We start from the raw sequence: 16,510 nt of genomic DNA, 5'->3' as shown, positions 1-16,510 counted from the left end.
TTTTGTACAGTGAAATAAAGAGAGTACAATAAGCTATATATAATCAATTGTGAATGGAGGAGAAACATGACTATACATTGTGATGTCGCTATTTTGGGTGGAGGAACCGGGGGGTATGTAGCAGCCATTCGTGCCGCCCAGCTAGGCAAAGAAGTGGTTATCATCGAAAAGGACAAGCTTGGCGGAACCTGTCTGCACCGTGGTTGCATTCCGAGTAAGGCTTTGCTACGCAGTGCGGAAGTATATGCCACGATTAAAGAAAGTGCACAATACGGTATCGAGACATCGGGAGCACAGCTTGTATTTCCCAAGGTTCAGGAGCGTAAGGAAGCCGTTGTGGAACAGCTGCATCAGGGCGTTCAATTTTTGATGCGTAAAAATAAAATTACGGTACTGAGCGGTAAGGGACGCGTGATTGGGCCGTCTATATTTTCTCCAAAAAGCGGGGCAGTTGCTGTGGAACTAGAAGATGGTGAGATGGAAATGATTGTTCCTGCACATCTCATTATTGCAACGGGATCACGCCCGCGTGTGCTGTCCGGCCTAGAGCCAGATGGCGAATTTATTCTGAGCAGTGACGAAGCGTTAACGATGGAGGAGCTACCAGCATCTCTGATTATCGTGGGCGGTGGTGTTATTGGCGTGGAGTGGGCTTCTATGCTAATTGATTTTGGCGTGGAGGTTACGGTGGTTGAAGCCGCGAATCGACTTATTCCCACGGAAGACGAGGACGTTTCGCGTGAAATGCAGCGCCTGTTAACCAAGCGTGGTGTCAAGGTGCTGACAGGGTCGCAAGTGCTGGCTGAAACGTACGGCAAGGATGAGGAAGGCGTACAGATTGACGTGCAAAAAGGGGAAGAAACCGAAACCCTCAGCGCTTCTAAACTGCTCATTTCTGTAGGGCGTCAGGCGAATGTAGAAAATATCGGGCTGGAAAATACGGATATCCGTGTAGAGCGTGGCTTTATTTCGGTTAATGAGCATTTGCAGACGAATGAACCACATATCTACGCGATCGGGGATTGCATCGGCGGCTTACAACTGGCGCATGCGGCGAGCCATGAAGGTTTGCAGGCGGTTCATCATCTGGCGGGCGAAGAGTTTCACAGTGTACCAAACCATCTGATTCCGCGTTGTATTTATACACGTCCTGAAGCTGCGAGCGTCGGCTTGACGGAGCAAGAAGCCCGTGAGCGTGGTCATCAGGTGAAAACAGGGAAGTTCCCTTTTCAAGCCATCGGAAAATCGCTGGTATATGGCAGTCGGGACGGCTTCGTCAAAGTGGTTGCCGACGAGGAAACGAATGATATTCTCGGTGTACATATGATCGGTACGCATGTGACGGATCTGATCAGCGAGGCCGCTCTTGCGCAACTGCTGGATGCTACACCGTGGGAAGTCGGACAGCTTATTCATCCGCATCCGACGTTGTCGGAGATTTTGGGAGAAGCGATGCTGGCAGTTGATGGGCAGGCGATAGGTATATAAACGTTTCAAATAAATCGGTGCTTTTCTTTTTGGGGAGAAAAGGATTATAATGAGGTTAGTCAGAGTTTAGTACCAGGTTTTAAGACAAGATGGTACTAGGTACTGAAAGAAGGATGTTTGACACTTAAGGAGGTGCCTCAATGAGTTCTAAAGGCGCTGTAGACGCTGGCTTCAGACATGAACAGCTGGGACTTACTAACGGACAAGTTATTGATATGTACAGATATATGCTGCTCGCAAGAAGGTTTGATGAGCGCAACATGCTCCTGCAACGGGCAGGGAAAATTAATTTCCACGTTTCCGGCATTGGTCAGGAGGCGGCACAAGTAGGTGCAGCTTTCGGACTGGATCGGGAGAAGGACTATTTTCTTCCCTATTACCGGGATTATGGATTTGTGCTGGCTGTGGGAATGACACCGCGCGAACTGATGCTGTCGGCATTTGCCAAGGCAGATGATCCTAATAGCGGCGGTCGCCAGATGCCAGGACATTTTGGTAGTAAACGGTTACGTATTGTGACAGGCTCCAGCCCAGTGACGACGCAGGTTCCGCATGCAGTGGGTGTAGCGTTGGCTGCCAAGATGCAGAAAAAGGATTTAGTATCGTTTGTTACGTTTGGGGAAGGCTCCAGCAATCAAGGGGATTTCCACGAAGGCTGTAACTTTGCAGGTGTACAGAAGCTGCCAGTCATCATTATGTGCGAGAACAATCAATATGCGATATCGGTTCCGATTCATAAACAGTTGGCGGGCAAGGTGAGCGACCGTGCATTGGGATACGGATTCCCCGGGATTCGAGTCGATGGTAATGATGCGCTTGCCGTATATGCGGCTGTGAAGGAAGCACGTGAACGTGCTGTTCGCGGTGAAGGTCCTACGCTGATCGAAGCAATGATGTATCGTCTGTCTCCTCACTCCACCTCGGATAATGATCTGGCTTACCGGACCAAGGAGGAAGTGGATGAGAACTGGGCCAAAGACGGCGTAGCCCGCATGAAAAATTACTTGATAGAATGCGGCATTTGGGATGAGGCCAAGGATGCGGATCTGTCGGCTGAGCTGCTGCTCGAAATCAAGGAAGCGATTGAATATGCAGATAATGCGCCTTTTCCAAAACCTGAAGATACGCTGCTGCATGTGTATGCTGATAGCGATGGGGAGGGCCGGTAACTATGGCGATTATGGAATATATTGATGCGATTCGTCTTGCCATGAAAGAAGAGATGGAGCAAGATGAAACGGTTTTTGTATTAGGTGAGGATGTCGGCGTGAAGGGCGGCGTCTTTACAACGACCAAGGGGCTCATGGACCAATTCGGTGAGCAACGTGTCATGGATACGCCATTGGCAGAGTCAGCCATTGCCGGGGTTGCGATTGGTGCGGCCATGTACGGAATGAAGCCGATTGCCGAAATGCAATATTCGGACTTTATGCTTCCGGCGACGAATCAGATTATTAGTGAAGCGGCTAAAATCCGCTACCGCTCTAACAACGATTGGAACTGTCCTGTTGTGATCCGTGCACCCATCGGTGGTGGGATCTTTGGTGGTTTGTATCACTCTCAGTGTCCGGAATCTATCTTTTTTGGTACACCGGGTTTGAAAATTGTTGCTCCATTTACCCCTTATGACGCAAAAGGATTGCTGAAAGCAGCCATTCGTGACCCTGATCCGGTGCTGTTTTTTGAAAACAAAAAATCCTACAAGCTGATCAAGGGTGAAGTGCCTGAGGATGATTATATCGTTCCGATTGGCAAGGCTAATCTATTACGTGAGGGTGACGATATTACGGTCATCGGATATAGCCAGCCGTTGCATTTTGTCATGCAGGCTGCTGAGGAACTGGAGAAGGAAGAGGGCATTACCGCACATGTTGTGGATTTGCGCACACTCCAACCGCTGGACCGCCAAGCCATTATTGAGGCTGCACGACATACAGGTAAGGTATTAATCGTGCATGAGGACAACAAAACGGGCGGCATCGGTGCCGAGGTATCGGCTATTATTAATGAGGAGTGTCTGTTCGAGCTGGATGCGCCGATTGAGCGCTTGTGCGCTCCTGATGTGCCAGCCATGCCGATCAGTCCACCGATGGAGAAGTTTTATATGTTGAACAAGGATAAAGTTAAGGAAGCCATGCGCCGTCTTGCAATGTATTAATATAGGGCAGATTGGACGAGAGCATTCCAAAAGTGTAGCGGGGCAGCGACAAAACGCGCCCTTCTATGATGTTAAGGAGTTGAAAAAATGTCAGACCAAACACAATGGAACGACGTGACCATGCCACAATTGGCTGAATCGCTCGTATCGGCGACAATTGCCAAATGGCTGAAACAACCTGGTGACACGGTAGAGCAATTCGAACCGATTTGCGAGGTCATTACAGATAAAGTGAACGCAGAAATCCCATCCACGTTGGACGGTATTATGGGTGATCTGTTGGCGGAGGAAGGTCAGACGGTAGCGGTAGGCGAGTTGATTTGCCGGATCCAGACGAAGTCGGCTGCACCTGCGGCATCAACAGGAGCGACAACTGCTGCACCAGCATCCCAAGGCAACGTACAAGCACAATCTCAGCAGGGAGCCGCATCGGATCAGTCCATGCGAGGACGTTTTTCCCCGGCGGTGCAAACACTGGCTGCTCAGCACGGCATAGACTTGAATCAGGTGACAGGCACGGGCATGGGCGGACGAATTACCCGTAAAGATGTGCTGAATTATGTACAACAGGGCGGTTCCGCTCCAACTGGAGTGTCTGAACAGCCGACTGCGACGACATCTGGACAAGGCTCTCCTTTTGCCGGAAGACAGCAGTCTGCCGCGCAGCATAGTATACCGATTCAAAATATGGACCCTGCTATTCCGGTTCGTAACAGTGGCATTCATTTGACGGAGGCTCCAAAAGCTCCTGTGATCGAAGTTGAGGGTGGCAACAATAACAGATCCGAGTATTTTATTGATGTTACACCCATTCGTAGTGCAATTGCCCGCAATATGCGGCAAAGTGTTTCGGAAATTCCACATGCCTGGACGACGATTGAAGTGGATGTGACCAACCTGGTGATGCTTCGCAACAAGATCAAAAACGAATTCAAGCAAAAAGAAGGCATCAATATTACGTATCTAGCTTTCCTCATGAAAGCAGTCGTGAATGCAATCAAGGAATATCCGATCATGAATTCGGTGTGGGCAGTGGATAAAATTATCGTGAAAAGAGACATCAATATTTCATTGGCCGTGGGTACTGAGGATTCTGTTCTTACTCCTGTTATTAAAAAAGCGGACCAGAAAAATATTGCTGGATTGGCTCGTGAAATTGACGATTTGGCACGTAAAACTCGAGAAGGCACACTCAAACTGGACGACATGCAAGGCGGAACGTTCACCGTTAATAACACAGGCTCCTTTGGTTCAATTCTATCTTATCCGGTGATTAACTATCCGCAGGCTGCAATTCTTACCTTTGAATCCATTGTCAAAAGACCAGTGGTTATTGATGATATGATTGCGGTTCGCTCGATGGCTAATCTGTGCTTGTCGCTGGATCATCGCATTTTGGATGGAGTGATTTGCGGACGATTCCTGCAACGGGTAAAAGAAAATCTAGAAGGCTACACCTTGGATACGAAGCTGTACTAAACATCCGAACAGTTGGGTAAATGGACGGAGAGGAAGTGACAGGCCGTGAACAGACGACCGCTTGATGTAACCTATACGAATAGGATGGAATATGCCCATGCATGGGATGTCCAGAAGGAGATTGTGGGAAAGCTGGATGCGGGAGAGACAAGAGAAACGCTTATGCTTCTCCAGCATCCACCGACCTACACGATTGGTTCCCAGCGGCATCCTGAGCACTTGCTCCTCACACCAGAGCAACTGAAGGAGCAGGGAATCAGCGTCTTTCAGATTGACCGTGGGGGAGACATTACATATCATGGGCCGGGGCAACTTGTCGGATATCCCCTACTTATGCTTGGCAACCGGGAGGCGCTGAATCTGCATGGATACCTTCGAAGTCTGGAAGAAGTGATCATTCGGTTGTTGGCATCTTATGGGATTGAAGGGAGCCGTAAGCCTGAATATACGGGGGTATGGATCGGGAATCTTAAAATTGCGGCCATTGGTGTCAAATTCAACAAGTGTAAGCACCGTCGGGGCTTCATAACCAGCCATGGCTTTGCCTTTAACATCAAGTCAGGGATACAGCATGAGGGCTTTGAAGGCATTGTCCCGTGCGGAATTCAGGAATACGGTGTGACATCATTGGAGGACTGCACACAGCAGCCTTTTTCGGTGGAGCAGATTGCGAAGGAAATTGTACCGTACTTTGAACAGCAATTTTCATTTGCTGCGCAATGGCAAAAGCATTCCTTCCAATAAAGGTCAGGCGGGCTATTGTGTGATTTACACGGAAGCCCGCCTGTTTGCTTACGCAACAGCTCGTCCACTCATAGCTTCAATGGACCTTGGAGCGGCCAATACCTTGAGCGAGTAGTTATTATAGTGGCATAATAAACGGCTCAATCACCATGAACAGCGTAGAACCAATCATAGCTGCGAGCATAATGTAGACGAAAAAACGAACCCATTTTTTGTTCGGCATGTGTAACTCCTTTAGGATAGGTTTAAGTCATAGATAAGAACATCTATCCGTATTGTAGCGTAATCGGGAAAGAGAGGAAAGTTTAATGACAGTAAAAGTAGTAAAAGACCGAATCGTACAGGAATTTATGGAACTCGTACAGGTGGATAGTGAAACGAAGTATGAGCAGGAAATATCACGTGTTCTGAAAGAAAAGTTTAATGCACTCGGGCTGGAAGTAATGGAAGACGATTCTCGCGAAAGAACTGGACATGGCTCAGGCAATCTGATCGTCACCTGGAAAGCGGAAGGTGTGGAGAAAGCGCCTAAATTATTTTTTACCTGCCACATGGATACCGTTACCCCAGGCAAAGGCATTAAGCCGCAGTTGGGTGAGGATGGCTGGATTCGTAGTGACGGTTCAACGATTCTGGGGTCGGACGACAAGGCGGGAATTGCTGCTCTATTCGAGGCGATTCGTGTCGTGCGCGAGCAGAACATTCCCCATGGTCAAATCCAGTTCGTGATTACGGCTGGTGAGGAATCGGGTTTGATGGGTGCACGGGCGATGAAGCCGGAAGTGCTGGATTCTGATTTCGGATATGCTTTGGATTCTAATGGCGAAGTCGGCTCCATTTGTATAGCTGCCCCAACGCAGGCACGTATTGAAATGAAGATTACTGGGAAGTCCGCTCATGCGGGGGTAAATCCTGAAGATGGCATAAGTGCCATTCAAGTCGCTTCTAAAGCAATTTCTAATATGAAACTGGGACGGATTGATAAGGAAACGACCGCTAACATCGGCAGTTTCGAGGGCGGCGGCGCGACGAATGTTGTATGCGATTTTGTGCTGATCCGTGCAGAGGCACGTAGCATTGTGCAGGAAAAGGTTAATCATCAAATCCAGCATATGCGTGAAGCGCTGGAAACCACCACGCGTGAATTTGGTGCACAGGGAGAGTTCCGCAGTGAGGTCATCTATCCGGCATTCAGCTTTACGGAGCATGATGAAGTTGTACAGGTTGCACAGCGTGCAATTCAAGGACTGGGACTGGCAACGCCGACCTTCCATTCCGGTGGTGGCTCAGATGCTAATGTATTCAACGGGCTTGGAATTCCAACGGTGAATTTGGCTGTGGGCTACCAGAACATCCATACAACAGAGGAAAAGATTAAGGCCGATGACCTGGTGAAGGTTGCTGAAGTAGTCGTAGCTCTGATTCAAGAAACCATAAAGTAAAACTTTCATCATACACTTGCAGCATACCGAAAAAAGGTTCAGGTTAAAGACAGGAACGGTGTTCCTCGTCTTTAAACCTGAACCTTTTTTGGAACAGTTAGCGAAGCGATGGTGGCAGTAGGTCCGTGTTCCTTTTGCCATTGACGCAAGAGTGCTTGAATCTGCCAGGCTTTACCGACGATATGGAGGGCGGTTTCGGTACGGTAGCTTTTCATTCTGCATCTCCTTATAACAGGAAGTTTGTTATCCTACCACCAGCATATGTCCGAAGTGGACAAGTTAGACTAACGTTGGCGATAATTAATAAGGAAAGATAGATACGAAGGAGGAAACATACCTGATGAACGACCAAACGAACGAACAAGTGAACCATCAAACAAACGATGCACATCGCAAACCTTATTCCAACCCTGCGCTGGAGGAAAAGACCGTGTCCACACAGCCTATCTTTGAAGGAAAGGTCATTACGTTACAGGTAGACACGGTAGAGCTTCCCGATGGCTCCACTGGAAAGCGTGAAATCGTAAAACATCCAGGTGCGGTGGCTGTTTTGGCTCTGCATAAGGGGAAAATGCTGGTCGTGGACCAGTACAGACAAGCTATGGGGCGCTGTGAGGTTGAAATTCCTGCAGGCAAGCTGGAGCGGGGCGAAGACCCGATGGAAGCAGCGGGACGTGAGCTGAGAGAAGAGACAGGTTATACTGCCAAGTCGCTGAAGCTACTACACTCCTTTTATACATCCCCTGGCTTTGCGGATGAAATCATTCATCTGTATGTGGCCGAAGAACTGGAGTTAGGTGAGATGGAACCGGATGAGGATGAATTTCTGGAGCTGTTTGAGGTGACGCTGGAAGAAGCACAGACGCTCATTCGTGAAGGACGGATTAGTGATGCCAAAACGATTCTGGCCGTCTATGCATGGCAACTCCGCCAACATACAGGGAGCTTCTAAGCGGATGGATGAAAATATAGTAGAACTTAACGACTACTTTGCAGACCTGCATATTCATATTGGCAGAACAGAGAAGGGAGATCCGGTCAAAATTAGCGGCAGCCGCGATCTGACCTTTGCCAACATAGCCAAGGAAGCCTCCGGTCGCAAAGGGATTGGGCTGATCGGGATCATTGACTGCCATGCGCCTAATGTACAGGAAGATATCCGTACCTATTTGCACACAGGTGAAATGAAGGAAATCAGCGGCGGCGGCATCGCATACCGGGATACGGTTATTCTCCTTGGCACGGAGCTGGAAATACGGGCTGAAGGTCGTCCCGAGGCGCACGTACTGGCCTATTTTCCTGATCTGGCGGCGATGGAGGATTTTACACAATGGCTGACCCGGCATATGAAAAATGTTAATCTCAGTTCACAACGAATCTACGCACCGCCACGCGAGTTGCAGCAGCAAATTTACGGACGTGGAGGCATTATGGTGCCTGCGCACGTGTTCACTCCTCATAAGGGCATTTATGGCAGTTCTGCGGCCCGTATGGAGGAACTGCTGGATATGGATCTCATTAGTGGAGTGGAGCTGGGGCTGAGCGCAGATTCATCTATGGCTGGTTTAATTTCGGAGCTGGATCGCTTCAGCTTTCTCACGAATTCAGATGCCCATTCACTTGGGAAAATCGGACGAGAATACAACAAATTATCGCTGACGAAGCCGTGTTTTGATGAATTCAGAATGGCTTTGGAGCGGAGGGAAGGACGACGGGTGTGTGCCAACTACGGATTAAATCCGAAACTGGGCAAATACCATCGTTCTTACTGTCAAAGCTGCGGTACGATTATTGACGAGCAACAGATGGCAGACGAACGTTGTCCTGACTGTGGTCATACCAAGCTGGTGCGAGGTGTGCTGGATCGAATATGGAGCATTGCCGACCGTGAACAGCCGGTGATTCCCTCCTATCGTCCGCCGTATATTTACCAGATTCCACTGGAGTTTATTCCAGGTTTGGGCAAAGCCAAGCTGAACCAGCTATTGGCAGCATTCGGAACAGAAATGAATATTTTACATGAGGTTACACAGGAGGAGTTGGTAGCAGTCGTTGGAAAAGTGCTGGCAGAGCAAATCGTGCTTTCACGCGAGGGGCGTCTGGCGCTTGTATCTGGTGGTGGTGGAACATACGGAAAAATATCCAAATCCTAGTAAAGTCTTGTCCCTATAAAGGCATATCAGCGTCTGCTTGTTCATAACCATAAAATATCTATGCCGTTGGCTTGGCACATCATTCGTGATGTTTGATCTGCAGCGAAAGCTGCCCCATTTCTAGCCATCAGCCGTCGGATTACGGTTGTTTTTTGGACAAACAAGCAGATGAAAGGGGCAGGACGCCGATGCAATGGTTTCGTCATACGTTAAAGGATCAGACGCCGTATTATGTTTTCTTGGCTGTGCTGTTTCTGGTGGGAGTCGTCTTTGGCGCACTCATGGTGAACGCACTCTCGCTGGAGCAGTTACAGGATTTGTCCCGTTACCTGAAGGATTTTTTTGTGACGGTCAATCAAAACGAACAGGGCTTTGCTGATTCACAGGCGGCCTCGACCTTTTGGGATAGCGTATCTCTACATCTGAAATGGGTCGGCCTAATTTGGGTGTGCGGCCTTTCGGTCATCGGTCTCCCGGGCATTCTTGTATTGAATTTCCTCAAGGGTGTGCTGATCGGATTCTCAGTAGGTTACATGGTAGGCCAATATTCGTGGAAAGGACTGCTATTTTCTTTGGTTTCAGTTGCTCCCCATAACCTGCTCGTGATTCCGATACTGCTCGTCTGTAGTGTGGCTGCGATGACTTTTTCCATTCATATGATCAAAACCAAAATACTCGCTACTCGGCCGTCGGACGGGATGTTGCGTCCGTTGCTGTCTTACGCAGGATTGACTGCAGTGATGATGGTGCTTCTCATCGGTAGCGCGTCTTTTGAAACTTGGATCACCCCGGTTATGATGCAATGGGTCACTCCCATGCTGACAGCTTCCGTGTCATCTTGATCCGTTTCAAAATGTTTGACTTTATTTGTATAGACCCCCTATAATAATAGGAGTGAAAAAAAGTGCAGTAGGCAGTAGCTTTGCAGGGGGAGGGAGACACATGGAAGCACGGATCGAAAAAATTAAGCAGCAATTGCAATCCCAGGGCTACAAACTAACGCCTCAGCGGGAAGCCACCGTCAGAGTTTTACTTGAGAACGAAGATGATCATCTGAGTGCGGAAGATGTATTTATGCTCGTCAAAGAGAAAGCTCCCGAGATCGGTCTGGCAACCGTATACCGTACCCTAGAACTGCTAAGTGAACTGCATGTCGTGGAGAAAATTAATTTTGGTGATGGCGTTGCGCGTTATGATTTACGCGGCGATACGACCAAACATCACCACCACCATTTGATATGTGTGCAGTGCGGCAGTGTAGATGAAATACTGGAAGATTGGCTTGGACCGTTGGAAGAGCGTCTGGAACGGGAATATAATTTTACCGTAGTGGATCATCGTTTGGACTTCCACGGTATTTGTTATCGTTGTAAGGCGAAGAACGATACGACCGCTCAGAAATCTTTGGGCAAAACTAGGAAAAACAAATCTCAGGACTAATAAGCTGACTACCCAAGCTCTCACCGACGAAGACGCGTTCGGGAGAGCTTTTTTGGTTCGGAATCTGCTGTATGGGATCAAGCGGTATAAAAAGGAATAGCTTGTCATACCCTTCCATAGAGAGCCCTAATAGGGACTATATTATGGGAAAAGGCGGCTGATCCACATGGTACTATCGTTACGGAGAGGACTAAAATGGCTGCGTTTGGTGATATTGTTCGGGGTGTTGGCATGTATGTTCTTTTATAGCCTCAGGCTGTTTACAGATTGGATAACACCTGTAGATCATTACCGAATACCGGAAGGACATGCAGTTAAGGTATTTGGCGGACAAAAAATGAATGAAGGGTCCGAGCATCGAATGGTGGTGTTGGAACGTTTACGTTTCTTTTACTGGTATGGTGAATAGCCTATGTAATCGCTCTTGAATGCAGAACAAGGAGACTTTTGGAACTCATGAAAATGTATATTCAACCTTTCGTTCAATACATGGAAGAGGAAAAGGGCTTATCGCGCAGCACATTGGAAGCGTATCAACGAGACGTACAGCAGTTTGCCGAGTTCGCAGAAAGCTGTGGCATTGACCAGCCGGACAACGTCCAACGGTCACATCTGGTACTGTATTTGGGACGTTTGAAGGAACAGGGAAAAGCCACGGCGACGATTTCACGTAGCGTTGCCTCCATTCGCTCCTTTTTTCATTTTCTCATCCGGGAGGGAATTACGATTCATGATCCGTCCGTTCTGCTGGAGCTGCCCAAAGCGACTAAAAAGAAGCCCTCGGTGCTAACGCAGGATGAGATAGAGCGTTTGCTGGCAGCGCCGGATGTGACTGCCCCGCAAGGGGTGCGAGACAAGGCGATGCTGGAGTTGCTGTATGCGACAGGCATCCGCGTATCGGAGCTGATTGCCCTGAACGTGCGTGATGTACGCACCGATCTGCGCTTTGTGCACTGTGGCGGCAAGGCGGGCAAGGAACGTGTTGTACCGATCAGTCGAGAGGCATCACAGTGGGCACAAGCCTATATGGACGAGCAGCGTCCATCGTTGCTGCGATCCGGGCAGGGTGAAGAAGCTCAGGCAGAGCAGGAAGCCTTGTTCTTGAATGTATCTGGCCAGCGTCTCAGTAGACAAGGCTTCTGGAAAATGATTAAGAAGTACGGTCAGGAAGCAGGCATAAGCGAGGATATCACGCCCCATACGCTACGGCATTCTTTTGCGGTACATATGCTGGAGGGCGGAGCGGACTTACGCTCTGTACAGGAAATGCTGGGTCATGCTGATCTGTCAACGACGCAGGTATATGCGCAGACGGCCAGACGGAATATGAAGGAAGTATATGAAAAGCATCACCCGCACGGCGGCAACCGCACTTCTCATGAAAGCAAGGATCGAACGTAACGACGCTTTGCTGTCATAGAAAATGTGATAATGACTATAACTTTACGATTGTACAAGTCAGGAGAGATATTAATGTCAACAGCCAACCAAGCTACGATTCAGGAAGCAGCAGATTATATCCGTGCTAAGAGCGGAATTCGTCCAGAGATTGGTCTTATTCTGGGATCGGGTCTCGGTATTCTGGCCGATTTGATTCAGGATGGAATGAGTATTCCTTATCAGGATATTCCCCATTTTCCCGTATCGACGGTAGAAGGCCACGAGGGGGAATTACTGTTAGGCACTATTGAAGGTCGCGCTGTAGTCATGATGAAAGGGCGCTTCCATATGTACGAGGGCTATGGCCCGCAACTGACGGCTTTCCCTGTTCGGGTTATGAAGCAGTTGGGGATTCAAAGTCTGCTGGTAACGAATGCGGCAGGTGGTGTAAATACTTCCTACGAAGCGGGCGATCTGATGGTCATCTCGGATCATCTTAATCTGACGGGACAAAATCCGCTGATCGGTCCGAACGATGCCGGTCTGGGTGTTCGTTTCCCAGACATGTCGGAGGCGTACAGCCGCCGCTTGCGTGAAATTGCCAAACAAACGGCTACCCAACAGGGATTCAGCCTGCAGGAGGGTGTATATGCCGGATTGCTGGGGCCTAACTATGAAACGCCTGCTGAAATCGTCATGCTGCGTACACTGGGTGCAGATGCTGTAGGGATGTCGACCGTGTCTGAGGTTATTGTAGCCCGTCATGCGGGTATTGAGGTACTGGGCTTCTCCTGTATCACGAACATGGCCGCAGGCATTCTGGATCAGCCTTTGTCCCATGGTGAAGTGATGGAAACCGCAGAGAAGGTACGTGAACAATTTTTGAAACTTGTACTGGCGATTATTCCACAAATGTAGATTGGGCATCATATTCAATCGAAGCGGTGGACATATATCCAAAGAACCCCATATCCGAGCGCCTTTTGATGGCGTGGGATACGGGGTTCTTTTTACATACAGCGGTTGAACTAAGTATTATCTCTTAATGAAGAGGGCGTGTGCTCATTGCAATCGAATTCGCTTGTTCAGCTACAGCCAGTCTATGTCGTTCTTGTACTTTAATCACAATAACCATAAAAATAACCCAGTAAATGGATAGTGAGTTCAGAAAACGGCTATCCGTTATATTGTTCAATACGATGAACAGGAAAAAAACCGCTGCCGTCAGCCATGTATACATATCTGTTTTGCCAATTCTGAATTTAAATAAAGTAGTTATGGCGAGTGTAATCGTTGCGAGTAGTCCTATTAGGCCCACATCGATCCACAGATCCCGGAAACCGCTATGGCTGCTTGTCAGATCAAATCGGATACCGTTGGCATAGATGCTGGGCCGGGCTGCCCAGAAGGAGCCGTAACCATGGCCGAACCAGTAATGGCTCTGAATAGCACCATCAATCCCTTGCCAGATTTCGGTTCTTCCAGTTAAGGTTGTTGTTTTTCCGAATTCCGATGCAATCGCATCTCCATAAGTAAAGGTCAATACCAAACTCAAAAGAACGAGCAAGCAGGAACAGCTAATGAAGAAACCGCGCAACGCGATGCTTCGAATTCTTTTGAATAGCAATATAAACAGAATAAATACGAAGAGCGAAGATGTCAGCACCAAAGAGGTGGTAGATTGGCACTCGATGAGCAATAAGGCATTGAGCAAGATAAAACCAATATGCAAAATTTTGCGTGTTCCCCTGAAAAAGTAAATGACATGTGAAACAAAACTTAACAGAGAGAGAGTTCCAAGTGTATTTTTATGACCGGAGATGCCCTTCCACAGCCCAGTATGTTCTACGCCACCATGAATGGCAAAGGAGGGAACGAGCAAAACGGCGAGTAGATTGAGTATGCTCAAAATACTTAACGTAACGACTAAGAGGCGAATGCAGCCCTGTGTTGTATAGTGGGTGACCAGATAGAGCCCAAAGGTAGAGAAGGCAAGGAATTTGAGAACCATTAGCAAGGAAGAGGTCTGCTCTTGTTCAGCCCATAAGAAGGAGGCGGCGATGTACATTATGAGTAAAGTCAGCAACGGATTGTCGGCTAAAGTTGCGATCAATGCCTTAAGTGAAGGCAGCAGCATGGTATAGCTGAACAACAGGATAAGCAGGGAAATCGTTATAACTCTGGGGGAGAACCCCTGACAGGCATAGGGAATCGAAAAAGCCAGTAAACCAGCTACTGTGAGTACGTGTTTCACGGTTTCACCGCCTAGATACGTTATGTATCTATAATATACAAAATGTATCTTCTTGTACAATAATAATAAAATATTTATTTTCATTTTTCTTAAGCCTAGAGCGAGCCCTAATGTGCATATACTCAGTCCATGCTAAGAAAATGAAGAATTTTTCAGCTTTGTCTGAAAGACGCTTTTCACCGTTTTTAAAAATGGGGGTGTTCGGGTGGCGGATCATTTTACAGATCGTTTGAAGTTGAATTTGAGTGGTACGGGCAAAGAGTTAACGCCGCAGCAATTGAATGACAATTTTAAAACCATTGAAAAAGAATTCATTGAACGCAGTGTAAGCGTAAGTTGGTTTGGAGCTGTTGGTGATGGTATTCAGGACGACACGGCGGCTTTGCAAGATTTGATTAATAAAACCCCCGATTATTCTATTCTTCGCATCCCCAGTGGACGATACAAAATAACCTCTACCCTACAGATTCGCAAGCAGGGTGTACGCATTTTTGGCATTCATAAAGGCAGATACCGACAAGGTAAGGGAGTAACGTCGATTGAATATTATGGTGCGGGTCCTTGTTTTCAAATTGGAGACGAGAGTCTACCATCGTTTAGCGGCTTTCAAAATGTGCAGTTTCATGACTTGTCGATCCGGTATGAGGGGGCCGACAGAGCCACATTAAATAATCCGTTTTCTCAGTCGGTGAAGCGCGGGTATTATGGCAAAGGCACATTGGGGATTCAGGATTGGAAGGGCGGCGGAGTTACCCTAGATAACGTGCTAATTGAGCATTTTGAAACGGCTTTTTGGGGCTACGAAAGTGATGTGAATTTTTTTAAATGCACTGAAATTAATTACAATAAAACAGGGATTCACTTGCAAAACAGAAGTTCACAGTTTACAAGCATTGCGCTTTTTACATTGGGGAACGATACGGCGCTGGATCTGAATAGCTCCAACGGGGCCAGATTTATGGCTAGCCAGCACATTAAGGATGGGAGTTCAAGTGATATTCCCATTCTAATTAATGATTTTATGAACGCTGAATTTATAGGCTGCTGGTTTGAGGGATTAAGCAGACAGCATAAGATGACGGTGCCTTCTTTTATTCAAATTGGTGCTACCAAAGAAACAAAAAATGTTGCCCTGCGCGACTCCATTTTGGCGATAGCGGACAAATACGATGACACCCAATCCGTATGTAACTATTTTGTGGATGTGGTCATTGGCAAAAAAGTTTTGGTGGATGAGGTGGGCGGGTATCCCCGTAATCTAAAGCAGCTTATTTCTTTCTCTGGCAGCTCTTCCACACAGCAGGTGACCCTTCGCTCACATTTGGATTTTAGCTACAGCAATAATCGTTATGACGAGAATAATGGGACAGGGCAGGCTTTGTTGCTGGTGGAGAAATATTCGAACAACGGTATTGAGCATTTGGATGAAACCTTTGTCAAAGCCTACCTGGGAACAAGGCAAAATCTCCCCGCAGGTAGCTGGCAGAAGGTGAAGTTCAATCAAATCAACCAAGATGAGCTGACCGAATTCGATGCGGCGAATAGCCGATGGCGGGCCAAGCGGGCTGGGAAATATAGAATACAAGTCTACATTTCGACCGATCCCCAAGTGGATGGTAACCGCACACGGCTGGCGCTTCACCTGAATGATGAACAGGTTGCCGGGAGTTCCGCCTATGCTTATCTCGATGACAGGGTAATTGGTGGACTGAACTATAGTGCATTGAGTGGAGCAATGGAACTTAGACTGGAAGCGAATGCTTTTATTGATATACGGGTGTTCAGTCAAAATACAATGGATATTCTACCGGGTGGAGGTATTACATATCTCACCGTTAGCCGAATTTAAACGATTATTTTACAGACGATTTCACAGAACGATAGATGTACTGTCATTTTATATATTGGAAAATACGCACCATGCTGACTCAGCGTGGTGCTATTTGATGTTTTCAGTCATATGGAATATTTT

Annotated in this window: 17 protein-coding genes; 14 read left to right on the top strand and 3 right to left on the bottom strand. The window is 47.7% G+C overall.

From position 1 onward, the window contains the following. The first annotated feature begins 66 nt into the window (after nt 1-66). The 5 genes from lpdA (at nt 67) to lipB (ending at nt 5,869) form a co-directional block, all read left to right on the top strand. Nucleotides 67-1,488, top strand: a complete 1,422-nt coding sequence (lpdA, locus tag AC6EJC_RS02670) for a dihydrolipoyl dehydrogenase (RefSeq protein ID WP_444952619.1) — start codon at nt 67-69, stop codon at nt 1,486-1,488. Nucleotides 1,489-1,628: 140 nt separating this feature from the next. Then, nucleotides 1,629-2,657 (top strand): thiamine pyrophosphate-dependent dehydrogenase E1 component subunit alpha, encoded by a 1,029-nt coding sequence (locus AC6EJC_RS02665; protein WP_444952618.1) that lies wholly within the window; start codon nt 1,629-1,631, stop codon nt 2,655-2,657. Nucleotides 2,658-2,659: 2 nt separating this feature from the next. Further along, entirely contained in the window at nt 2,660-3,646 is a 987-nt protein-coding gene (locus AC6EJC_RS02660; RefSeq protein ID WP_444952617.1) for an alpha-ketoacid dehydrogenase subunit beta, read from the top strand. An 87-nt stretch (nt 3,647-3,733) separates the two neighbouring features. Continuing rightward, the gene (locus AC6EJC_RS02655) at nt 3,734-5,125 is read left to right on the top strand and encodes a dihydrolipoamide acetyltransferase family protein (RefSeq protein WP_444952616.1); all 1,392 of its coding nucleotides are present in this window, start codon (nt 3,734-3,736) and stop codon (nt 5,123-5,125) included. Between the two features lie 45 nt (nt 5,126-5,170). Further along, nucleotides 5,171-5,869 (top strand): lipoyl(octanoyl) transferase LipB, encoded by a 699-nt coding sequence (gene lipB, locus AC6EJC_RS02650; RefSeq protein ID WP_444952615.1) that lies wholly within the window; start codon nt 5,171-5,173, stop codon nt 5,867-5,869. Between the two features lie 118 nt (nt 5,870-5,987). Here lipB and prli42 read toward each other — a convergent pair whose 3' ends face one another. Further along, nucleotides 5,988-6,092 carry a stressosome-associated protein Prli42 gene (prli42, locus tag AC6EJC_RS02645; RefSeq protein WP_444952614.1) on the bottom strand — a complete coding sequence of 35 codons (105 nt, stop codon included), beginning with the start codon at nt 6,090-6,092 and terminating at the stop codon, nt 5,988-5,990. A gap of 85 nt (nt 6,093-6,177) precedes the next feature. Here prli42 and AC6EJC_RS02640 point away from each other — a divergent pair, with 85 nt between their 5' ends. Beyond that, a complete protein-coding gene (locus tag AC6EJC_RS02640; protein ID WP_444952613.1) occupies nt 6,178-7,311 on the top strand; it encodes a tripeptidase T in 1,134 nt (377 codons plus the stop codon). A gap of 71 nt (nt 7,312-7,382) precedes the next feature. Here the strand turns inward: AC6EJC_RS02640 and mciZ are convergent, their stop codons facing one another. Then, nucleotides 7,383-7,526 (bottom strand): Z-ring formation inhibitor MciZ, encoded by a 144-nt coding sequence (mciZ, locus tag AC6EJC_RS02635; protein ID WP_444952612.1) that lies wholly within the window; start codon nt 7,524-7,526, stop codon nt 7,383-7,385. A 125-nt stretch (nt 7,527-7,651) separates the two neighbouring features. Between mciZ and AC6EJC_RS02630 the strand changes: the two genes are divergently transcribed. The 7 genes from AC6EJC_RS02630 (at nt 7,652) to AC6EJC_RS02600 (ending at nt 13,202) form a co-directional block, all read left to right on the top strand. Next, complete coding sequence (locus tag AC6EJC_RS02630; RefSeq protein ID WP_444952611.1) at nt 7,652-8,263, top strand: NUDIX domain-containing protein; 612 nt, start codon at nt 7,652-7,654, stop codon at nt 8,261-8,263. Between the two features lie 4 nt (nt 8,264-8,267). Next, a complete protein-coding gene (locus AC6EJC_RS02625; protein ID WP_444952610.1) occupies nt 8,268-9,464 on the top strand; it encodes an endonuclease Q family protein in 1,197 nt (398 codons plus the stop codon). Between the two features lie 188 nt (nt 9,465-9,652). After that, nucleotides 9,653-10,306: a stage II sporulation protein M gene (gene spoIIM / locus AC6EJC_RS02620; protein WP_444952609.1), complete on the top strand. Its 654-nt coding sequence runs from the start codon at nt 9,653-9,655 to the stop codon at nt 10,304-10,306. Between the two features lie 100 nt (nt 10,307-10,406). Further along, nucleotides 10,407-10,904 carry a ferric iron uptake transcriptional regulator gene (gene fur, locus AC6EJC_RS02615; RefSeq protein ID WP_444952608.1) on the top strand — a complete coding sequence of 166 codons (498 nt, stop codon included), beginning with the start codon at nt 10,407-10,409 and terminating at the stop codon, nt 10,902-10,904. A gap of 166 nt (nt 10,905-11,070) precedes the next feature. Then, nucleotides 11,071-11,313, top strand: a complete 243-nt coding sequence (locus AC6EJC_RS02610) for a YqzK family protein (protein WP_444952607.1) — start codon at nt 11,071-11,073, stop codon at nt 11,311-11,313. A gap of 47 nt (nt 11,314-11,360) precedes the next feature. Continuing rightward, a complete protein-coding gene (xerD, locus tag AC6EJC_RS02605) occupies nt 11,361-12,305 on the top strand; it encodes a site-specific tyrosine recombinase XerD (protein ID WP_444952606.1) in 945 nt (314 codons plus the stop codon). A 72-nt stretch (nt 12,306-12,377) separates the two neighbouring features. Continuing rightward, on the top strand, nt 12,378-13,202 hold the full coding sequence (locus AC6EJC_RS02600) for a purine-nucleoside phosphorylase (RefSeq protein WP_444952605.1): 825 nt from the start codon (nt 12,378-12,380) through the stop codon (nt 13,200-13,202). A 124-nt stretch (nt 13,203-13,326) separates the two neighbouring features. Here the strand turns inward: AC6EJC_RS02600 and AC6EJC_RS02595 are convergent, their stop codons facing one another. After that, complete coding sequence (locus AC6EJC_RS02595) at nt 13,327-14,538, bottom strand: O-antigen ligase family protein (protein ID WP_444952604.1); 1,212 nt, start codon at nt 14,536-14,538, stop codon at nt 13,327-13,329. A gap of 205 nt (nt 14,539-14,743) precedes the next feature. Between AC6EJC_RS02595 and AC6EJC_RS02590 the strand changes: the two genes are divergently transcribed. Beyond that, the gene (locus tag AC6EJC_RS02590) at nt 14,744-16,387 is read left to right on the top strand and encodes a glycosyl hydrolase family 28-related protein (RefSeq protein WP_444952603.1); all 1,644 of its coding nucleotides are present in this window, start codon (nt 14,744-14,746) and stop codon (nt 16,385-16,387) included. The last annotated feature ends 123 nt before the right edge of the window (nt 16,388-16,510 follow it).

The organism is Paenibacillus sp. TY11 (assembly GCF_059772165.1).
The sequence above is the reverse complement of the archived record's forward strand: the minus strand, read 5'-3'. Positions and strand labels throughout refer to the sequence as shown.

Bases quoted from the DNA above. Each gene is read 5' to 3' on its own strand.
- lpdA (WP_444952619.1), top strand. From the start codon at position 67: ATGACTATACATTGTGATGTCGCTATTTTGGGTGGAGGAACCGGGGGG.
- AC6EJC_RS02665 (WP_444952618.1), top strand. From the start codon at position 1,629: ATGAGTTCTAAAGGCGCTGTAGACGCTGGCTTCAGACATGAACAGCTG.
- AC6EJC_RS02660 (WP_444952617.1), top strand. From the start codon at position 2,660: ATGGCGATTATGGAATATATTGATGCGATTCGTCTTGCCATGAAAGAA.
- AC6EJC_RS02655 (WP_444952616.1), top strand. From the start codon at position 3,734: ATGTCAGACCAAACACAATGGAACGACGTGACCATGCCACAATTGGCT.
- prli42 (WP_444952614.1), bottom strand. From the start codon at position 6,092: ATGCCGAACAAAAAATGGGTTCGTTTTTTCGTCTACATTATGCTCGCA.
- AC6EJC_RS02640 (WP_444952613.1), top strand. From the start codon at position 6,178: ATGACAGTAAAAGTAGTAAAAGACCGAATCGTACAGGAATTTATGGAA.
- mciZ (WP_444952612.1), bottom strand. From the start codon at position 7,526: ATGAAAAGCTACCGTACCGAAACCGCCCTCCATATCGTCGGTAAAGCC.
- AC6EJC_RS02630 (WP_444952611.1), top strand. From the start codon at position 7,652: ATGAACGACCAAACGAACGAACAAGTGAACCATCAAACAAACGATGCA.
- AC6EJC_RS02625 (WP_444952610.1), top strand. From the start codon at position 8,268: ATGGATGAAAATATAGTAGAACTTAACGACTACTTTGCAGACCTGCAT.
- spoIIM (WP_444952609.1), top strand. From the start codon at position 9,653: ATGCAATGGTTTCGTCATACGTTAAAGGATCAGACGCCGTATTATGTT.
- fur (WP_444952608.1), top strand. From the start codon at position 10,407: ATGGAAGCACGGATCGAAAAAATTAAGCAGCAATTGCAATCCCAGGGC.
- AC6EJC_RS02610 (WP_444952607.1), top strand. From the start codon at position 11,071: ATGGTACTATCGTTACGGAGAGGACTAAAATGGCTGCGTTTGGTGATA.
- xerD (WP_444952606.1), top strand. From the start codon at position 11,361: ATGAAAATGTATATTCAACCTTTCGTTCAATACATGGAAGAGGAAAAG.
- AC6EJC_RS02600 (WP_444952605.1), top strand. From the start codon at position 12,378: ATGTCAACAGCCAACCAAGCTACGATTCAGGAAGCAGCAGATTATATC.